The organism is Bradyrhizobium sp. ma5 (assembly GCF_042258955.1).
GTDB lineage: Bacteria > Pseudomonadota > Alphaproteobacteria > Rhizobiales > Xanthobacteraceae > Bradyrhizobium.
Genome location: NZ_CP170156.1, coordinates 6993193 through 7011315, shown reverse-complemented (window position 1 = coordinate 7011315; position 18123 = coordinate 6993193). Strand labels below are relative to the sequence as shown.

Genomic DNA, 18123 nt, shown 5'->3' with positions numbered 1-18123 from the left:
GGCTGGCGCGGCGTCATCGCGCGGCGCGCTGGCCAAACAATGCCGGCGCGGATCTGCCGAGCCATTCGGGGATCTGCGCCGCGCCGCGCGGAAATCCGCGGGCCATGGCAAGGATGAACGCGGTCTGCCAGACGCCGAACAGCACCAGCCAGCCCAGCAAGGTCGGCAGCCTGACGATTGCACCGTAAATGGTTCCGGCCGCGATGGCTGCGATCCAGGTCACCACGACGCTGTCGATCCGCCTAAACGCGGGGTTGGTCAGGAGCACGCCGAGAATGGTGATCGCTCCGCCCACCGCGCCGCCGATGCCGCCGATCAGATAACCCATCAATGGGTTGTTGCCGAGCGTCTCGGTGATCTGGGCCGGGCTCGCGGCATTGCCGTCGACCGGGACGGTCTTCGCGTACTGGCCGAGCGCCTGAAGCGTGACGGCGCTGGCATCATAGGCCGCGATCCATGCCGCGGTCGTGATGGCGACCACCAGCGCCAGCTGAAACCGGTCCTTGGCGCCGAACACGACATTGCAGGCGGCGATCGCCGCGCCGAAGATCACCCCTGGCAGGATCGTGATCCCGCCCGCGTCTGAGACGACGAACGAATATTGCAGAACGTTGAGCGCATAGGTCGCGACCAGGCTGCACACGACGGCGGACGCAAGCGCCAGCACGAGGAACGGCAAAATGGACCGGCCGCCCGACTGCGCGCGCTCCGCCGCCAGCATGCGGTCCACCGCGGCCCGCGTCTCGGCGGCAGCACTGCCCTGCGGCTCCAGGATCGTGACCGCCTTGAGATAGGCCGGGACCTGGTCGAGCGGGGTCGGCGCCATCATCACCGGCAGCACGCGGTTGCTCGGGTTCGGCCATCTGGCTCGGGCGAAGGCGAGCTCGCTCAAAGTGTAGCGTCCCTTGGTCACCGATTCCGGGCTGATCAGGAACACCATAAAATCGCTGCTTTCGATGGCTTTTTCGACGCGCGCATCGAAACTGTCGCCCGGCGGGAGATCGTCGTGCGAAAAGAAAACGTCATGGTCGCAATTGCGCAGGGACTGAGCGATGTTGTCAGCCTGCGATTCCAGTTCGGAGGGAAATGACAAAAATATGCGCATGGCAAAACTTACCACCCAGAATTGAATTCTGACATTGCCGAATCCACGTTGCAATGCCTGTTTCCGCAAGGTGAGACCGATCATGAAATGGCCTGCCACCATCGTCGCATGCGCGGTGCTGCTGTGTGCGCCGCTGCAACGGCCCGCATACGCCGCCGACGCCGCGTTCACCCAGTTCATCGCCTCGCTGTGGCCGGAAGCCAAGGCGGCCGGCGTGTCGCGCGAAACCTTCGATCGCGAGACGCGCGGGCTTGAACCGGACTACAAGCTGCCCGACCTGATTCTGCCGGGACGTCCGAAGACCGGCGCGCCGGCGCAGGCCGAGTTCGTGCAGGTGCCGGCCGACTACATCAAGGAAGCCTCGATCGCGCGGCTCGCCACCGAGGGGCAGCGGCTGTTGCAGAAGTATCGTCCGTCGCTCGACGCGATCGAGAAACGGTTCGGCGTTCCCCCCACCATCGTGCTGGCGATCTGGGGCCGCGAGACCGACTACGGCCGCTATTCGCTGCCCTACGACACACTGCGCGTGGTGGCGACGCAGGCCTATGTCGGCCGCCGCAAGGATCAGTACCGCACCGAGTTCATCCTCGCGCTGAAGATCCTCGGCGAGGGCGCCGTGACGCGCAAGGAGCTGCGCTCGTCGTGGGCGGGGGCGACCGGCTACACCCAGTTCCTGCCGTCGGAATATTACAAGCACGGCGTCGACCTCGACGGCGACGGCAAGGTGGACATCTGGCACTCGGTGCCCGACGCGCTCGCCTCCGCCGCGCAACAGCTCGTCAACAAGGGCTGGCAGCCGGGCGTGCGCTGGGCCTACGAGGTTGCGGCACCCGCCAATGCCGATTGCACGATCGGTGTGCCCGAAGTGACAAAACCGATCAGCCAGTGGTTGCGGGCAGGCTTCGTGCCGGTGCGCGGCGCGAGGCTCAGCGCCACCGAGCAGGCGCAGTCGGCCTCGCTGCTGCAGCCCGAAGGCATCTACGGTCCGGCCTTCCTGACCACGCCGAACTACTTCGTGATCAAGGAATACAATTTCTCCGATCTCTACGTGCTTTTCGTCGGCCATCTCGCCGACCGCATGACAAGCCCGCAGCCGTTCGCGACGCCATGGTCGGCGTCGAAGCAGCTGCGCTCCGCCGATGTCGAGGCGATGCAGCAGCAGCTCACGAAGATCGGGCTGTACAAGGACAAGCTCGACGGCAAGGCCGGGATGCAGACCCGTGCCGCGCTCGGCGCCTATCAGAAGCAGGCCGGGCTCAAGGTCGATTGCTGGCCGAGCGAGGCGGTGCTGCGCGCGATGAACGGGCAGCGCTGATTACCAAGCCTGCCTGGTGACGAAAACAAAAACCCGGCCGCAAGGCCGGGTTTTCGAGTGTGATGCTGATAGCGTCGATCGATCAGTCGCAAACCTGGATGCGACGGAAGCGCCAGCCGTAGCCGTCCCAGAAGCGCTCACGAACCCAGCGGCACGGAGCCTCTTCGACGTAGGTCGGGGCCGGTGCAACATAGACCGGGGCAGGACGGGCGCCTGCGATCGCGCCGCCGAGCAGGGCGCCGCCGATCAGGCCACCGGCAACGCCGGCCGCGATGGCCCCGCCGTCACCAGCCTTGGCAGCCGGAGCAACCGCCAGCGAACCGGCAAGCGTGGTAACGGCGACAAGGGCAGCTAAAGTCTTCTTCATGTCTTTGGCTCTCCTGGAAGGTGGTGGCGTCGTGGTTCGGCGCCGGGTTTTAGGTGACTCACACGCTGATCTCGAACTGCTGTCTTGCTAAACAGCGCAGAACAGTCAACCGAAAGTAAACGTCGGCAGGCTCATCGCGTAGAAAAGCGGTTTTTCTGGCCTTCTACAGCAGATGTCCCGGACAAACAGTCGGTTTTCCGGGACATCTGGTTCGAATTAATCGAGATGAACGGCGATCAATCGCAAACGCGGACTCGGCGAACGCGCCAGGTGTAGCCGTCCCAGAACCGCTGGCGCTGCCAGAAGCAATCGGGACCGTAACCGGGCTCGGCGACATAGGCCGGACCGGGCGCGTAGTAGCCATAGCCGGGACCGTAATAGCCGTTCTGCGATGCGATCGCGCCACCGACGATGGCGCCACCGATCAATCCGGCAGCGACGCCAGCGGCGACACCGCGTTGTGCCTGGGCGGGGGCGGGCACCGCCACAGCCGAAACCGCCAGAGTGGCGGCGGCGCAAAGCGCCAGCAATGTCTTCTTCATGACCTCACCTTTCTCACGGGAGCAGGGACAGCGTACGTGGGCGATCTGTCTCGCCCTGAGGGTTCCATATTCCGCTTGAATGATCAATGAACGACGCTGCCGTATTCGCGTCCAAATGCTTGCAGCTTTTGGCATATCTTGCAACGCACAAGCTCGTAGCCGCCGTGAACCAGTGCTTGTGGCGATGGAAGGCGGGATTGGCCCGGTAGACCGGCCTGACAGGTCTCTTATTCCCGAAAGGCGGGGCCAACCGATTTAGATTCATTCCAATATGAATCCCGCATCAGTTTGGAATTGCTACAAAAACGGCTTTTTCCTTTTGCATCCGGCCGGGGTCGACAATATCCATATTGGCGAGCATCACCCGTTGGACCCGCCTCATCTGATGATTGTCTGTTCCTGTAACGTCCTCAGCGACCACGATGTCCGCAATGCCGTCAATGGCGGCGAGTCTGTGACACGAAGCGCAAAGCAGGTTTATGGCTGCCTCGGCTGTAGCGCCGAATGCGGCCGCTGCGCGCGCACCATCAAGGCGATCATCGACGAGGCGCTTGGCCCCTGCGCCAAGGCCTGCTGCTCGGGTTGCCCCCACAGCGGCCATCCGCACGCCGCCAACGAAGACGCCGAGCCGGCCGAATTCGCGCTCGCGGCCTGCTAAGCCATTTCCGGTTCTGATCGACGCAGAACCGAAGCTTCCCGTTTCAACGCGTTTTCTTCATGCGATCCGGCTGCCACGCCGCCGGAAACGCTCTGCCTCCGCAAATCCCCGAATCCGGTTATCCACGCGCTGCTTCCGCGAAGGGTTGCTCTCACCGACAATCTGATTTAGAAGCGTTCTAAATTCAGTGCTGGCCGGTTTTGGCCGCGACAGGTGGAGTGGATCATGCAAGGCGACCCGAAGGTCATCGATTATCTGAACAAGGGGCTGCGCAGCGAACTGACCGCCATCAATCAGTATTGGCTGCACTACCGGATGCTCAACAATTGGGGCCTCCTGGAGATGGCCAAGGTCTGGCGCAAGGAGTCCATCGAGGAGATGGAGCACGCCGACAAATTCGTCGACCGCATCCTGTTCCTCGACGGCTTCCCGAACCTGCAGGTGCTCGATCCCCTGAAGATCGGCCAGGACGTCAAGGAGATCATCGAGTGTGACCTGGCCGCCGAGATCGGCGCCCGCACGCTCTACCAGGAAGCGGCGACCTACTGCCACGGCGTCAAGGACTATGTCAGCCGCGACCTGTTCGAGAGGCTGATGAAGGACGAGGAAGACCACATCGACTTCCTCGAGACCCAGCTCGACCTGATCAAGCGCATCGGTCTTGAGCTCTACACCCAGAAGCACGTCGGTCATCTGAAGGGCGAGGAGTCCTGATCGACGTCGCGCTGATTGAAGCGCGTCTGCAAAAATGCGAGAGGCCGTCCTTGCGGGCGGCCTCTTTCATTTTCGCGATCCGGATCGAGTGATCGGTCAGTAGCAGCGGATGATGTTGATGGTGCGATCGCCGTTGCGGCCGGGCACCGTCACGCTCTCGGTGGGGCAGCTCGACACATAGGGGCGATCCGACGGCACCACGGCAGGCGGATAGCGATGCGCCCAATCCCAGGGCACGTCCTGGGTGTAGGTGTAGCGAACGTCGTTCGACGCCGGGGCCGGGACCGCGGCGGCGAAGGGAACGTCCGCCGCGCCATCATAGTATCCACCCGTGTCCGGCAACACGATGCCGGGCGCGCGCACATGATGACGGAAGGCCGGATGGTGCGCGGAAAACGTGCCGCGCGGCGCCGTTCCGGATCTTGCAAAGGTCGCGGTCGAGGAAGCGAGCAGCACCGCTGCAACGCCAAGGGACGCCATCAGCGCCCCATATGTTCGATCAGTCATGGCCGGCACCAACTCGCGGTTACGGAGCATTGTGCAGACGCTAGGCCGCGGCTGAGGGCGCCCGCAAACTCATCCTTAATTATTGGTTAAAAAGTAAGGTTAACAGAAGGTATCTGTTTCAAATTGGCGCGACTGCGGGGCACGGCCTCAGACGGCGTCCGCCGGAACGAAGCAGCTGATGATGATGTTGCCGCGGTGGTGCACGTACCACACCACGGCCTCGCCGACCGGATTGCCGCGATCGCGGATGATCGCGCGCTCCGGCACCATCATCCATTCGCCCTCGATCGGCACCCAATAGGCGCCGCCCCGAACGTCATAGCTCGTGCGATGGCCGTCGGAGATATCGCAGCACGGCACGCCGTTCGGCGCGATCACGCTCTTGAACCAGGCGCGGATATCTGACGGCACGTTGTCGTATTGGCCGTTGTCGAACGCCAGCGCTGCGCCCGCCGTCATGGCGAGCCACGCAAGCATCGCGCCATGCGTGAGCCTTCGCATCGCATCCCTCCGCGACAACCTTGTGCGTGACACGCGCGCATCGTCTCGCGCGCGAATCCGATGTTGGTGCAATTAGGCACGAACCGCGCACGAGATGCATGCCCAAAGAATCAGCGAGACAGCGCTGTTGTCCGTGATGCAGTGCGGGATCGCCGCGCTCAGACGGGTTTCTTCGCGCGTGCCTTCTGGGCGGCCTTTGCCGCGATATTGTCGCGGGCCATTGTGAGCGCGCTGCGCAGCGTGACCTGATCGGCTTTGGCGAGCCGGACATTGGTGCTGCCGCTCTTGCCCCAGCCGCCCGGCACCGGCCGGAAGATATCCGGCTCGGCCTCGACCACCACCGCCTGCTGCTCCGGCGTCAGCTTCACCATGCCCCAATCCTTGTCGGGATAGCCGAGCGTTGCGAAGATGCGGTTGCCGACGCGGAAGTCGGTGGTGCCGTGATGCGCGCCCTCAATCACCTCGGGCAGGCTCAGCGCGACATTGCGGAAGCGACTTGCGGACATCGCCTGGATCCCGATCGCTACATCGTGTGTTGCGGCGCCGTCTGCAGCAGCTCCTGCAACTGCCTGGCATAAAACTTGGCATCGCCGGTCGTGAGGTGGCCGCGGGTCTCGCTGCTCGCCGGGATCAGGTCGATCTTGCCGTTCTTGATCCGCTTCACCGCCGCCTCGGTGACACCGGTCTCCGGCGGATTGCGCTCATCGTCGGCCGCGTTGATCGCAAGCAAGGTGGCCTCGATCTTCTCCAGTCCCGCCGACGGATCGTAGTCGTGCGAGGCTTCCCATTGATAGATGTAATCATTGGCGTCTGCGGTGACCGGCAATGCCAGCTGGTCGTCGACCATCTTGTCGGCTTGCGGCGCTGACGGCGCCAGCGTCTGATAGCCGAGCGTGCCGCCGGCGCTCGCGAAGCGATAGGCGGCGATGGCGTATTTCATCATCCGCGGCTGGCTGGTGTAGTTGCCGCCATTGTAATCGGGATCGTTGCGAATTGTTTCCAGCATCGTCCGGCGCAGGATCCAGTTGCGCGCCGCCATCGCAGTCGGTTGCGAAGCCATCGGCACCAGGGCGTCCATCATCTGTGGATAGCGCACGCCCCAGATCCAGGTGTGCATGCCGCCCATCGAGTTGCCGATCACGAGCCGCAGGTGCTTGATGCCGAGCCCTTCGGTGACCAGCCGGTACTGTGCATCCACCATGTCGTTGTAGTCGTATTTCGGAAAGCTCGTCCGCATCGCATCCGACGGCTTCGACGATTTGCCGTGCCCGATGCCGTCGGGGATGATGATGTAGTATTTCGCAGCATCAAGCGGCTGACCCGGGCCGAACAGCTGGCCGGCAAAGGTCGGCGTCAGCATGCTGGCCGCCGAGCCGCCGGAGCCGTGCAGCACCAGCACCGGCTGCCCGGTTGGCGCGCCGACCGTGGTGTAGTGCAGCCGTAGCTCCGGCATCACCTCGCCGCTGTGGAACTTGAAGTCCTTTGCGATCCACTCGCCATCCTGCGGCGCGGGATAATCTGCAGCCATGGCCGGTACCGACATCGAAACGAAAGCGGCCACAAGCGCCGCGCACCAACGGAACATCATGCTTCTTCCCATGCACGGCATGTTTGTCCAGCCGCTCAGGCGCAGGTCTAGCATGACGCAAAGCGTTGTCCGAGCGCTGCGCCGCGTGGCTGGCGAAGATGTGTTCAGCTCGCCCTCAGCACGTTCAGCGCATACCATCCCCAATAGACCCGGTGACGCTGGATCAGACCATCCTTGATCTCCATGACCTCGACGAGATCCATCTGATCGCCGTCCGGAGACTGGCGCGGATATTCCCAGGTGAGAATTCGGCCGTCGCTGAAGAAGCCTTGCTTGAAGCGCCGTCGCTGCGGCGGGTTGGTGCGGAACACGCGCGTGATGAACTCGCGCAGCGCCTCGCGGCCCCGCACGATCCCGTCCTTGGTCTGCATCAGGTGCTGGACCAGCGGGCTTTCGATCGAGGCATCGGGCGCATAAAGCGCCAACGCTGCCTCGAGGTCCTTGTTGCCGAGGGCCTCGTCCCAGAGTTTGTAGATGCGGTCCGCGTCGGTATTGTCGGCTGCCATGATTGTTCCCTGTTTCGTCCGATGGCGCCGATTTGATCGGAAGAGGCCGCCGCGACGTTTCAGGTAAAACTGAAATGAGTTTCACGGCACGGTGAATGCGGATAGGACGTTGTTGCGCGATCCGGAGGACGATGTGGTGAGATCATCCCAATCCGTGCAGACGGGATTTTCGCGGATCGCCGAGGCATTGGGCGATCCGGTGCGCGAGGCCATGGTCAGCGCGCTGGCTGACGGCAAGGCGCTGCCGGCAGGCGAGCTTGCCGCGTTGGCCGGCGTTTCGCCGCAAGGCGCCAGTGCGCATCTGCAGAAGCTGGTCGATGCGCGCGTGCTGTCGGTATGGGCCCAGGGCCGCTTCAGATATTACCGGATCAGGGACGATGACGTCGCGGCGCTGATCGAGAACCTGGTCGATCTTGCAGCGAGGGCCACTGTCGGGCGTAAGCGCGCGATGCCCGCCGAGCAGCTCAGGCGATCGCGCACCTGCTACCATCATCTGGCGGGCCAGCTCGGCGTGCTGCTGTCGAATGCGCTGGTGCGCCGCCGCCTCGTCATCATCGATGGCCGCGATGGTCGCGTGACCGAGCAGGGGCTGGCCTGGTGCCGCGCCGAAGAGATCGATTTCGATCCCACGCGGCAGCCGCATCTGCGGCTCTGCAATGACTGGACCGAGCGCGTGCCGCATCTCGCCGGTCCGTTCGCCAATGCCGTGCTGGCGCGGCTGGTCGCGATGCGCGGCGTCGCGCCGCATCGGATTCCGCGCGCGCTGCGGATCACGGACCAGGGGCGGGCGTTCTTCGACCGGCTCGGCGTGCAGGTTCCATTCTGAACCCGCGCACGGTGCTAGCGGCCGTCCTCGACCTCGGTCTCCGGGCGGTCATTGCCGGAGGCGGTTTCGGTCAGCCATTTGCCGTCCGACGTCTCGTACTGGATCGCCTCGGTGCGCCCGGGAACGCGCTGCTCATTGGCGGCGCGCCGGGCGGCGGCAAGCGCCGCGGCATGGGTTGGAAACGGTTCCGAGAACACTCCGTTGACGGTATAGGCCCAGCCGCCATCGTGCTGGACAACCTTGTAGATCACGTGGCTCATCCGGAACCTCGTTTCCATCGTGGACGATGAGGCTGCCAGAATAGACCACGATGTCGTATTTTGCAGCAGCCGATCGTCTTTGAGACGCAAGCCCCGAGATGCGGGCGAGGGAGACCGACATGTGCCGCAATATCAAGACACTGTTCAACTTCGAGCCGCCCGCCACCGAGGACGAGATCCACGCTTCCGCGCTGCAATTCGTGCGTAAATTGTCCGGCTTCAACAAGCCGTCGCAGGCCAATGAGGCCGCCTTCAACCTTGCCGTGACCGAGGTCTCGGACGCCGCGCGCAGGCTGCTGATCTCGTTGCAGACCACGTCGCCGGCGCGCGATCGCGAGATCGAGGCGGAGAAGGCGAGGGAGCGCTCGCGGCTGCGGTTCGGCTGAGGCGGGGCATTCCGTGATGCAGGTCACGGTGTGGCGCCTTGCCTCCAGGCATCATTGCCGTTCACCCCGGTCCCGGAGCAAACGCCATGAAGCCTGCCGCCCTGCTCACATTGTGCTCGGTTGCGTTCGCCGTGCTCTGGACCTGCGGCATGCTGTGGTCGAGCGGCACGATCGACCTCGCCAACGTGATCATTCTGTCGGCCTGCGGGGCGTTCGCCGGTGTTGCCTGGTACTACGCGATGCGCTGGGTCTTCCAGCTCATGCAACTCGCCCGGCCGTCCGATCCTCCGGCCAATCCGGGCACCGAGCGGTGAGCATCGAGCGCGCTGAGCATCGAGCGCGACACGGATTTCGCTGGCCGTGTCGCTGCGCGATGACAAGAAGGGTTACTTCTTGTCCTTCTTGCGGTGCTTCTTCTTTTTCTTGTGGTCGTCGTCCTCGTCGTCATCCTCAGCGAAATCGATCGCGTCGACGTCAAGGGCGATCGCCTCGGCTGCCGCGCGCTCGGCGGCATCGCGCTCGGCGAGTTCTGCGGCTTCGCGCTCCTTGGTGCGCTTGTAGTCTTCCCAGGCGTCGAAGATCATGTGCAGCCACGGCATCACTTGCTCGATCGACGGCAATTGGCCGGGCGGGCCGGCTTCACCACGCGAGCCGGCCGGACCCTGCGGGCCCTGTTGACCAGCCTCGCCGCGCGGACCCTGCACGCCAGCCTTGCCTTGCGCGCCCGGCTTGCCCTGGGGGCCAGCCTTTCCGACCACGCCGGCCTTGCCCTGCGGACCCGGCTTGCCGCGCGCACCTTCCGGCCCCGGCCGCCCCGGATGTCCCTGCGGTCCGGGCTTTCCCGGCTCGCCCTGACGGCCCTGCGGCCCCTGCGCCCCTCGTGACCCCTGGCGGGAAACTGTCTCGTCAGCCACTGCTATGCTCCGTCGCGATTTGAAGCCGCTTGTAACAGAGGTTGGAGCACGGCTTCAATTCTGCCCGCCGGCGCCGATGCAAGCGATCAACAGTCATAATTCCATGCGCATATGACAGCGGAGGGCGCGTTGCGGGTTCTGGACGGCATGTACCGCGAAGCCGCGGGCGAACCGCAACCGCTCGACATCGTCGTGACGCGGCACGATGTGCTTGACGAAGCGGCCTTTCGCAGCACGGGTGTGCTCGAGCTCTATGAAGAGCTGTTTCCTGCGAGTGAGCGCGACAGCGCGGACGACATCGTGCGCTGGCTGTTGTCGGATGATGTCGGCGAACGGCGTCACTTCAGCGTCGGCGGCCACGAGATGTCCTATCGCCTCGACTCGCGCTGCTTCATTCTGCGCGCCGGCGCCACGCGTGCGGTCGGGCTCGGCTTCTTCACCTACGATCACGCAAGCGAGCTGATCTTCTGCAACCACGTCGGCGTCGCGACGGCGTGGCGCGGCGGCGGCTTGGCGCGCGCGTTCTATCGCGAGATGGTCGCCATGCTGGATGCGCTGTTTCCGCGCAACATTGGCGTGGTGCTCGAGGTCGAGCCATTCGATCGCGATCGTCTTGAAGCGATGATCGCCGATCTCGAGCGGACCGGCAGGCGGCAGCTCGCGGCGGATGAGCAGGACGGGATCCGCCGCTTGCTGCGCGTCGGCTGGTACGACAAGCTCGACTACTCGGTGTTCTGCGACGCGCGCACAATGCGGCCACTCGCGTGCCGCTCGCCATGTCTCGATCCGTCGCTGCCGTCAGCGGATTGGGCCGGCGGAGAGGAGAGCTACTGGCTGATGTGGCAGGCGCGGACCGGCGCGCCCTCGGTGGAGATCCGCGCAGGTCGGCTCTGGCATAGTGCTGTCAGGGCGATCCATGTCGAGATCCTCGCAAAATCCCTGGTCGCGCTGGATCCGAACGGCCGGCGCGGCTATTGGGACTATGCGACCGCACTGGTGGGCCAGACGCTGCAACGGACTGCGACGACCGACGTGCATCTCGCACCCTGCCTCGGCGAGGACGACAGAGTGTTATTGTCGCGCTGGCGGCGTCTTGCGATCGATCTGCCGATCTGATCCCTACGCCGCGGCGTGCTCGCTGTGCGGCACGTCGATGCCGTCGGCCGAATATTCGCGGATCTTGTTCCGCAAGGTCCGGACCGACAGTCCGAGCACGCGCGCGGCACGCGTGCGGTTGCCGTCGCAGCGTGCGAGCGTTTGCAGCACCAATTCCCGCTCGACTTCATCAACGGTCGCGCCGATCAGCAATGGGACGATTTCATTTGGAGCCAGCGACGGCAGCAGTGCTTCCGGCGACGGTACGGTGGACGCGTAAGACATGAACTCCTCCCGATCAACGCCCGCCTCGTCGATGAGGCGGAGACATCGAGAAACCAACTACCCCGTAGATCCACGGTGTGCCGGTTTGGTTAACAATTCCTTAACGCGCGGCTAACTCCCTGCTTTGTAAGCAAAATACCCAGAAATCGCCACGATTGCGGTTCCATCGGTCACAGTGTCCGGTAGCCGCCATCGACCATCACGATCGACCCCGAGACATAGGCCGAGAGGTCCGAGGCGAGGAAGATCGCGGGACCGACGATGTCCTCCGGCTTGCCGGCGCGGCCGAGCGGGGTGTGGTCCATGAAGACTTTCACGAGGTCGGGATTGGAGGCGCGCACCTTCTCGTTCAGCGGCGTCTCGATGAAGCCGGGCCCGATCGCGTTGACGCGCACGCCGTCCTTGCCGAGCTCGGCGGCCAATGCCTTGGTGAAGCCGAGCACGCCGTGCTTGGAGGCGGTGTAGGCCGGCGAGCTCGGCGTGCGCAGATGCACGAAGGACTGGATCGAACCGATATTGACGATGCGTCCCTTATTCTTGCGCAGCGGGGCGAGGAACGAATGCGTCACGTTGAAGACGCCGGTGAGATTGATCGAGATGATGTCTTCCCAATCCTTGATCACGGCCTCGTCGGCGCCGAGCATGCCGTTGCGGCGCGCGATGCCGGCATTGTTGACCAGGATCGAGACGGGTCCCACCTTGTCGGCGATTTGCTTCGCCATCGCGATACAGGCGTCGAGATTGGTCACGTCGAGCGCAAAGCTCTCCGCGTTGCCGCCGGCGTCGCGGATCTCCTTGGCCGCTTCCGCCGCCGCATCGCCGTTCATGTCGAGCAGCACCACGCGCGCACCCTCGCGGCCGTAGCCCGCGGCGATGGCACGGCCGATGCCCGAGCCTGCACCCGTGATGACGGCGATGTGATTGTCGAGAAGGGCCATGGTGTTTCCTCGTTCTGATTTATGAGCGTTGCCGACAACACTATTCAAAACTGCGCCAACCGAAACGCCAAGCCGCGTTTGCGCGTTGCTGTTATCCGGATTCGGATGACAGTACGGACCGATCATGGACCCGAATATCAGACACTGGAAAGGTGCGATCGAGCGCTTCTGCGCTGCGCCTGATCCCGACTATCGCGAAATGGCCAGGATGATCGCCGAGATCGCCACGACCGAGATCGACGACACGCTGCGGCATGCGGCCGCACAGGTGCTGCCGATCCTGCGCCAGGCGGCGCTGAAATCGGCCGACCGTCGCACCAGATCGATGGCGCTGCGCCGTCTCGGCATCGTCAGCGATGCGCTGCACATGCTGTCCGCGCCGCAATTCGGCCGGCGCGGCCTGACGCCGAAGGCGCTGACGCAGGAAGAGCGCTACCGGCAATTGCTTGGCCTGCCGTTCGGCCGCCGCCTCGCCGCGACCGAGGTCCATCAGGCGTTCAAGCGCGCCGCCAAGACGGTGCATCCCGACGGTGGCGGCAACGGCCCCGCATTCCTCGAACTCGCCGCCGCGCGTGATGCGCTGATCAAGCACCACTGACGCGCGATCGCGTGCGGCTGACAGCACGAGGGCGGACGCCGCGCTGTTGTCGCGTGTCCGCCCTGTGCGTGGTCGGGGAGGCGCTCAGAACGAGCAGGTGCCGTTGTTGAGGAGGCCGGTCTTGTAGCTGAACGCGGCGTCGAAGGTCGGCAGCTCCTCGCTGACGACGGCGAAGTTCGCGGGCCACGGCGTGGTCGGAACGCTCTGGTCCCAGATCTGGCAGAAGCCGGTGTCCTGCCAACGGATCAGATGATAGGGCGTGGCGCTGGCCGGGCTTGCCGCAGCAAGCACGGACACAGTGGCGGCCATGGCGGCACAGGCAATCGCAAGACGACGCATGGGAAATCTCCGGTTTGAAAAGTGAATGCTCCGCGGGGAAATCCTGGAGCTCAGGGGCCGATCGCCCCGGACATGCAGTGAGTGTTGCAACCCCGGGAACAGGTTCAACGCGGTTCCCGCGGGCATTCCCGTCACCAATGGACGCCTGCTGTGCCAAATTGCGCCTGACGACGCGCTTGCTACAGTCGGCGCATTGCGATTCGCGCTGGCGTCGCGACGTGAGCAGATCGACGTGAGCAAATCCCGGGGAGACCGCACATGAAACTTTCATCCACCCTTCGCGCCGCGCTGGTCGCACTGATGGCCTTCACGGGCCTCGCGTTCTCCACTGCCGCGCGTGCCGACAGCGGCTTCGTGACGCTCACGATCTACAAGGCCGGATGGTTCATCGGCGGCTCCGGCGGCAGCGGCGTGCTGACGTTCCGCGGCCGCTCCTATCGGCTCTCCACCGGCGGCCTCGACTACGGTCTGGTGTTCGGCGGCTCCAAGACCGTGCTGCGCGGCCGCGTCAGCAACATCAATCGTCCGTCCGACGTTGCCGGCGTCTACGGCGCGGCGGGTGCCGGGCTTGCCGTCGGCCGCGGCGCGCGCGCGATCGTGCTGACCAATCAGAAAGGCGCGGTGCTCGAATTGACCGGCCACCAGGTCGGCCTGATGGCCAACGCCGATCTGAGCGGGCTTGCGATCACGATGCGGTAGAGTTGACGGTGTGGAGCGGCGCGAGCGACAGCTGATCGTCGAGCCGGATTCAGACCATCCCCGTCATCCTGAGGAGGCCGCAACGCGGCCGTCTCAAAGGATGAATCGGCCACCAGCGGGGCCGTCGATCCTTCGAGGCTCGCTTCGCTCGCACCTCAGGATGACGGGGGCTTGAGCGCTATCGCCCCGTCCGATTCCATCGGAATGCAAATGGCTCTACGGCCAGCGCGACTGCGCAATTTCGGAATATTGGAAGCGTATCCGTGAGTTGCCCGACGTGTCAAGTCGGGCGCCGGTCACCGCCGGCTACTTTGCATGGGGTTGTTTTCGATATTTTGTCTAGCTGATGGCGCGAGCCGCCTCGGTCCAGGCCGGGACGGCGCAGCATTCACCTGAACAGATGCAGCGCTGCGTATTGCAGCAGCATGATGGTCTTGCCGTCGACGATGCGGCCGTCGCTGACCATGGCGAGCGCGTCGTCGATCGCAAGCTCCAGCACCTCGATGTCCTCGCCCTCGTCGGCGAGCCCGCCGCCATCGCTGACGCGCATCGCGGCGTCGTATTCGGCGACGAAGAAGTGCAGCTTCTCGGTCACCGCACCCGGTGTCATGAAGGCTTCGAACACCTTGCGCACATGTGCGAGCCGGTAGCCGATCTCTTCCTCCGCCTCGGCGCGAATGCGTGCCTCCGGCGCGGCGTCGTCGAGCATGCCGGCGGCGACCTCGATCAGGAGATCGTCATAGCCGTTGGCGAAAGCGGGATAGCGGAACTGGCGCACCAGCACCACGGTGCGGGTCTTGAGATTGTAGGGCAACAGCGCCGCGCCATTGCCGCGGTCATAGACCTCGCGCACCTGGGTCTGCCATTCGCCGTTGCTGCGGCGGTAGTCGAATGTCGCGCTCTTCAGCTCGTAGCGGCGCTTCGACAGTAGCTGGACGTCCTTGACGCGGACGCGGTCGGCGATGCTCATGCGTAACCCTTTAATTCCGTCACGACGTCGCTTCTCGGCCGTCGAGCCATTTGGCCAGCATCACCGAGGTCGATTCCTCATAGCCGAGCGATTGGTAGAATGCGCCGGCCTTGGCGTTCTCCCGGCGCACCAGCAATTGCAGCTTCGGCACGCCGGCATTGCGCAGCCAGTCCTCGGCCGCCGCCATCATGGTGCGGCCAAGCCCCTTGCCCTGGCTGCTCGGATCGACGGCAACGTAATAGACCCAGCCGCGATGGCCGTCGTGACCGACCATCGCGGTCGCCACGATCGAGTCCGGGCTGCGGCCGACAAGGATGGCGGAGCTCGGTCCGCGCCGTGCCAGCGCGATGTCGGCAGCCGGATCGTTCCACGGCCGCGTCAGGCCGCACGCCTGCCACAGCGCGACGACAGCGGTGACGTCGGCGTCGGTGATCTCTGCAATGACGAGAGAGGAGGGCATTGTCGTCTGCACGGTCACAGCACCTTGCCCGGATTCATGATGCCGAGCGGATCGAGCATCGCCTTGACCTGCCGCATCAGCTCGATCGCGACCTTGTCCTTGACGTCGGGCAGCTCGTCGCGCTTGAGCACGCCGATGCCGTGCTCGGCCGAGATCGAGCCGCCCATCCGCAGCACGATCTCGAACACGACGGCGTTGACGTCGTGCCAACGCGCCAGGAAGTCGGCCGCATTGGCGCCGACCGGCTGGCTGACATTGTAGTGGATGTTGCCGTCGCCGAGATGGCCGAACGGCACCGGCCGCGCGCCCGGGATCAGCTTCACGACGGCCGCATTGGCCTCCGCGATGAAGGCGGGCACGGCTGCGACCGGCACCGAGATGTCGTGCTTGATCGAGCCGCCCTCCGGCTTCTGCGCCGCCGACATCTCGTCGCGCAGCTTCCAGAACGCCTGGCGCTGGCTCAAATTGGTGGCGATGACCGCGTCGTCGACGATGCCGTCTTCCATGCCCTGGGCGAGGATCGCCTCGAGCGCGTCGCGGGCATCATCGCGCGACGACGACAGTTCCATCAGCACGTACCAGGGGTGCTTGCTCTCAAGCGGATCGCGGATATCGATGCCGTGGCGGATCGAGAAATCGACCGCGATGTCGGCGAGCAATTCGAAGCTCGTCAGGCTGCCGGCCGCTTCGTTGCGCGAGATCGACAGCAGCTTCAATGCCGCCGCCGGCGATTTCAGGCCGACATAGGCGGTCTCGACCGCGCGCGGCTTCGGAAACAATTTCAACGTTGCGGCGGTGATGATGCCGAGCGTGCCTTCGGCGCCGATGAAGAGGTTGCGCAGGTCGTAGCCGGTGTTGTCCTTCTTCAGCTTGGACAAAGCGTTGAGCACGCGGCCATCCGCGAGCACGACCTCGACGCCGAGCGCCATCTCGCGCGCCACGCCATAGGCGAGCGCTCCGGTACCGCCGGCATTGGTCGAGAGGTTGCCGCCGATGGTGCAACTGCCCTCGGCGCCGAGCGACAGCGGAAACAGCCGGTCGACGTCGGCTGCCTTCTGCTGCGCGATCTGCAGCACCACGCCGGCCTCGCAGGTCATGGTGTTGGATTCGACATCGATGTCGCGGATCTTGTCGAGGCGCCGCAGCGACACCACGACCTCGCCATTGTGCGGGGTCTGGCCGCCGACGAGGCCGGTGTTGCCGCCCTGCGGCACCAGCGCGATCCGGTGCTCGCTCGCAAGCTTGCAGATCGCGGCGACTTCGGCGGTCGAGCCGGGACGCAGCACCAGCGGCGAGCGGCCGTGAAACAGGTCGCGCTCCTCGGTGACGTAAGGCTCGATGTCGGCGGCGTCGGTCACGGCATATTTGTCGCCGACGATGGCGCGGAATTTCGCAAGCAATTTGGGCGGGAGCGGCGGCACCGCTGATTGGACGATGTTCATTTCTTCTTGGTCTTTCACTCAATCGGGATCTTTATTCGGGCATGACCTCTGCGCAAACGCTTCGCGTCTGTCGCGGGGAAAACCGGCTCGCACTCTTCCGGGTCATGCTGTTACCGTCCAACCGCTGCGCGGCGCAGCCGGTCATTGATGGCTTCGCCCAACCCGTCGTCGGGTATGGGCATCACTGCGATAGCATCTGCGTTTCTTGTGTCGAGCGTGCGAAGGTAGCCGAACAGGTTGGCGGCAGCTTCGGCGAGATCGCCGCGCTCGGACAGGTTCATTTCCACTGAGGCGCATTCGCGCCGCCCGACCTTGACCGGCCCGAACGCCAGCAAGGCTTCGCCGACATGGACGTCGCTGGCATTGAGCCGCACCGGGGTCCGCGGCGCATAATGCGAGGCGAGCATGCCCGGGGCGATCGGCTGAGCGTCTCCTTCCGTATCGGGCGGCGGCGATTGCAAGGGATGGCCGAGCACGCGCTCGATCTCGGCGCGCGTCAGCCCGCCCGGCCGCAGCAGCACCGGATCGGAGAAGCAGCCGACGATGGTGGATTCGACGCCGACCTCGACCGGGCCGCCATCGACGATCATGTCGATCCGGCCCGCCAGATCGCCGTTCACATGCTCGGCCGTGGTGGGCGAAACATGGCCGGAAAGATTGGCCGATGGCGCTACCACAGCACCGCCGAAGGCCTTGATGATGTCGCGCGCCACCTTGTGGGCCGGAATGCGGATCGCGACCGTATCGAGCCCGGCGGTCGCGAGTTCGGCGACCGGGCAGGAGAGCGCCTTCGGCAGCACCAGGGTCAGGGGACCGGGCCAGAACGCTTCCGCCAGCCGCAACGCCTGCCCGTCGAACAGGGCGATCCGGCGCGCGGCGCCGAGATCGGCGACATGGGCAATCAGCGGATTGAAGGCCGGCCGGCCCTTCGCCTGGTAGAGCCGGGCGATCGCGGCGGCGTTGCCGGCGTCGGCGCCGAGGCCATAAACCGTCTCGGTTGGAAACGCTACCAGGCCGCCCTCGGCCAGAACCCCGGCCGCGGTCGCCGTGGCGGCGGCGCCGGCGGGCAAAACGTGCGTTTTCAGGCCTGTATCCACTGTGACTCAAT

General features: G+C 64.8%; 26 protein-coding genes. 9 read left to right on the top strand and 17 right to left on the bottom strand.

The features are described from left to right. Positions 1–13 precede the first annotated feature (13 nt). Positions 14–1105: a toll/interleukin-1 receptor domain-containing protein gene (locus ACE103_RS33080; protein ID WP_375776448.1), complete on the bottom strand. Its 1092-nt coding sequence runs from the start codon at positions 1103–1105 to the stop codon at positions 14–16. Between the two features lie 82 nt (positions 1106–1187). Between ACE103_RS33080 and ACE103_RS33075 the strand changes: the two genes are divergently transcribed. Then, complete coding sequence (locus tag ACE103_RS33075) at positions 1188–2420, top strand: lytic murein transglycosylase (protein ID WP_375776447.1); 1233 nt, start codon at positions 1188–1190, stop codon at positions 2418–2420. A gap of 82 nt (positions 2421–2502) precedes the next feature. On the opposite strand, the gene ACE103_RS33070 is transcribed toward ACE103_RS33075, so the two are convergent. Further along, a complete protein-coding gene (locus ACE103_RS33070; RefSeq protein ID WP_212311628.1) occupies positions 2503–2787 on the bottom strand; it encodes a hypothetical protein in 285 nt (94 codons plus the stop codon). Positions 2788–3023: 236 nt separating this feature from the next. Beyond that, complete coding sequence (locus tag ACE103_RS33065; protein WP_050422015.1) at positions 3024–3329, bottom strand: hypothetical protein; 306 nt, start codon at positions 3327–3329, stop codon at positions 3024–3026. Between the two features lie 385 nt (positions 3330–3714). Between ACE103_RS33065 and ACE103_RS33060 the strand changes: the two genes are divergently transcribed. Continuing rightward, on the top strand, positions 3715–3987 hold the full coding sequence (locus tag ACE103_RS33060) for a bacterioferritin-associated ferredoxin (protein WP_223969799.1): 273 nt from the start codon (positions 3715–3717) through the stop codon (positions 3985–3987). Positions 3988–4212: 225 nt separating this feature from the next. Continuing rightward, positions 4213–4701 carry a bacterioferritin gene (gene bfr / locus ACE103_RS33055; RefSeq protein ID WP_163155403.1) on the top strand — a complete coding sequence of 163 codons (489 nt, stop codon included), beginning with the start codon at positions 4213–4215 and terminating at the stop codon, positions 4699–4701. A 96-nt stretch (positions 4702–4797) separates the two neighbouring features. Here the strand turns inward: bfr and ACE103_RS33050 are convergent, their stop codons facing one another. From ACE103_RS33050 to ACE103_RS33030, 5 genes are all read right to left on the bottom strand, one after another. Continuing rightward, a complete protein-coding gene (locus ACE103_RS33050) occupies positions 4798–5208 on the bottom strand; it encodes a hypothetical protein (protein ID WP_375776446.1) in 411 nt (136 codons plus the stop codon). Positions 5209–5355: 147 nt separating this feature from the next. Further along, positions 5356–5709: a hypothetical protein gene (locus tag ACE103_RS33045; RefSeq protein ID WP_375776445.1), complete on the bottom strand. Its 354-nt coding sequence runs from the start codon at positions 5707–5709 to the stop codon at positions 5356–5358. 158 nt (positions 5710–5867) lie between these two features. Then, entirely contained in the window at positions 5868–6215 is a 348-nt protein-coding gene (locus ACE103_RS33040) for an MmcQ/YjbR family DNA-binding protein (protein ID WP_375776444.1), read from the bottom strand. Positions 6216–6232: 17 nt separating this feature from the next. Then, complete coding sequence (locus tag ACE103_RS33035) at positions 6233–7294, bottom strand: alpha/beta fold hydrolase (protein WP_375781233.1); 1062 nt, start codon at positions 7292–7294, stop codon at positions 6233–6235. A gap of 107 nt (positions 7295–7401) precedes the next feature. Next, positions 7402–7803 (bottom strand): nuclear transport factor 2 family protein, encoded by a 402-nt coding sequence (locus tag ACE103_RS33030; protein ID WP_375776443.1) that lies wholly within the window; start codon positions 7801–7803, stop codon positions 7402–7404. A gap of 136 nt (positions 7804–7939) precedes the next feature. Here ACE103_RS33030 and ACE103_RS33025 point away from each other — a divergent pair, with 136 nt between their 5' ends. Continuing rightward, positions 7940–8629: an ArsR/SmtB family transcription factor gene (locus ACE103_RS33025; RefSeq protein ID WP_375776442.1), complete on the top strand. Its 690-nt coding sequence runs from the start codon at positions 7940–7942 to the stop codon at positions 8627–8629. 14 nt (positions 8630–8643) lie between these two features. Here ACE103_RS33025 and ACE103_RS33020 read toward each other — a convergent pair whose 3' ends face one another. Beyond that, complete coding sequence (locus ACE103_RS33020) at positions 8644–8889, bottom strand: DUF2188 domain-containing protein (RefSeq protein WP_016840968.1); 246 nt, start codon at positions 8887–8889, stop codon at positions 8644–8646. Positions 8890–9008: 119 nt separating this feature from the next. Here ACE103_RS33020 and ACE103_RS33015 point away from each other — a divergent pair, with 119 nt between their 5' ends. Next, positions 9009–9275 (top strand): DUF2277 domain-containing protein, encoded by a 267-nt coding sequence (locus ACE103_RS33015; RefSeq protein ID WP_375776441.1) that lies wholly within the window; start codon positions 9009–9011, stop codon positions 9273–9275. Positions 9276–9361: 86 nt separating this feature from the next. After that, positions 9362–9589, top strand: a complete 228-nt coding sequence (locus ACE103_RS33010) for a hypothetical protein (protein WP_375776440.1) — start codon at positions 9362–9364, stop codon at positions 9587–9589. Positions 9590–9661: 72 nt separating this feature from the next. Here the strand turns inward: ACE103_RS33010 and ACE103_RS33005 are convergent, their stop codons facing one another. Continuing rightward, positions 9662–10189, bottom strand: a complete 528-nt coding sequence (locus tag ACE103_RS33005) for a collagen-like protein (protein ID WP_375776439.1) — start codon at positions 10187–10189, stop codon at positions 9662–9664. 129 nt (positions 10190–10318) lie between these two features. On the opposite strand from ACE103_RS33005, the gene ACE103_RS33000 reads away from it, so the two are divergent. Then, positions 10319–11305 carry a hypothetical protein gene (locus ACE103_RS33000; RefSeq protein ID WP_375776438.1) on the top strand — a complete coding sequence of 329 codons (987 nt, stop codon included), beginning with the start codon at positions 10319–10321 and terminating at the stop codon, positions 11303–11305. A 3-nt stretch (positions 11306–11308) separates the two neighbouring features. Here the strand turns inward: ACE103_RS33000 and ACE103_RS32995 are convergent, their stop codons facing one another. Both ACE103_RS32995 and ACE103_RS32990 read right to left on the bottom strand, forming a co-directional pair. Then, on the bottom strand, positions 11309–11569 hold the full coding sequence (locus ACE103_RS32995) for a helix-turn-helix domain-containing protein (protein WP_021076090.1): 261 nt from the start codon (positions 11567–11569) through the stop codon (positions 11309–11311). A 170-nt stretch (positions 11570–11739) separates the two neighbouring features. Continuing rightward, positions 11740–12507 (bottom strand): SDR family NAD(P)-dependent oxidoreductase, encoded by a 768-nt coding sequence (locus ACE103_RS32990; protein ID WP_223969313.1) that lies wholly within the window; start codon positions 12505–12507, stop codon positions 11740–11742. Positions 12508–12631: 124 nt separating this feature from the next. Between ACE103_RS32990 and ACE103_RS32985 the strand changes: the two genes are divergently transcribed. Beyond that, on the top strand, positions 12632–13105 hold the full coding sequence (locus ACE103_RS32985; RefSeq protein ID WP_375776437.1) for a hypothetical protein: 474 nt from the start codon (positions 12632–12634) through the stop codon (positions 13103–13105). 84 nt (positions 13106–13189) lie between these two features. Here ACE103_RS32985 and ACE103_RS32980 read toward each other — a convergent pair whose 3' ends face one another. After that, a complete protein-coding gene (locus ACE103_RS32980; protein ID WP_097672846.1) occupies positions 13190–13444 on the bottom strand; it encodes a hypothetical protein in 255 nt (84 codons plus the stop codon). A 258-nt stretch (positions 13445–13702) separates the two neighbouring features. Between ACE103_RS32980 and ACE103_RS32975 the strand changes: the two genes are divergently transcribed. Next, positions 13703–14143 (top strand): hypothetical protein, encoded by a 441-nt coding sequence (locus tag ACE103_RS32975; RefSeq protein WP_375776436.1) that lies wholly within the window; start codon positions 13703–13705, stop codon positions 14141–14143. 388 nt (positions 14144–14531) lie between these two features. On the opposite strand, the gene ACE103_RS32970 is transcribed toward ACE103_RS32975, so the two are convergent. The 4 genes from ACE103_RS32970 to ACE103_RS32955 form a co-directional block, all read right to left on the bottom strand. Continuing rightward, positions 14532–15113, bottom strand: a complete 582-nt coding sequence (locus ACE103_RS32970; protein ID WP_375776435.1) for a GDP-mannose pyrophosphatase — start codon at positions 15111–15113, stop codon at positions 14532–14534. Between the two features lie 19 nt (positions 15114–15132). Beyond that, entirely contained in the window at positions 15133–15573 is a 441-nt protein-coding gene (locus ACE103_RS32965; protein ID WP_375776434.1) for a GNAT family acetyltransferase, read from the bottom strand. A gap of 14 nt (positions 15574–15587) precedes the next feature. After that, complete coding sequence (locus ACE103_RS32960) at positions 15588–17015, bottom strand: FAD-binding oxidoreductase (RefSeq protein WP_375776433.1); 1428 nt, start codon at positions 17013–17015, stop codon at positions 15588–15590. A gap of 110 nt (positions 17016–17125) precedes the next feature. Continuing rightward, the gene (locus ACE103_RS32955) at positions 17126–18112 is read right to left on the bottom strand and encodes an L-threonylcarbamoyladenylate synthase (protein ID WP_375776432.1); all 987 of its coding nucleotides are present in this window, start codon (positions 18110–18112) and stop codon (positions 17126–17128) included. Positions 18113–18123: the final 11 nt, after the last annotated feature.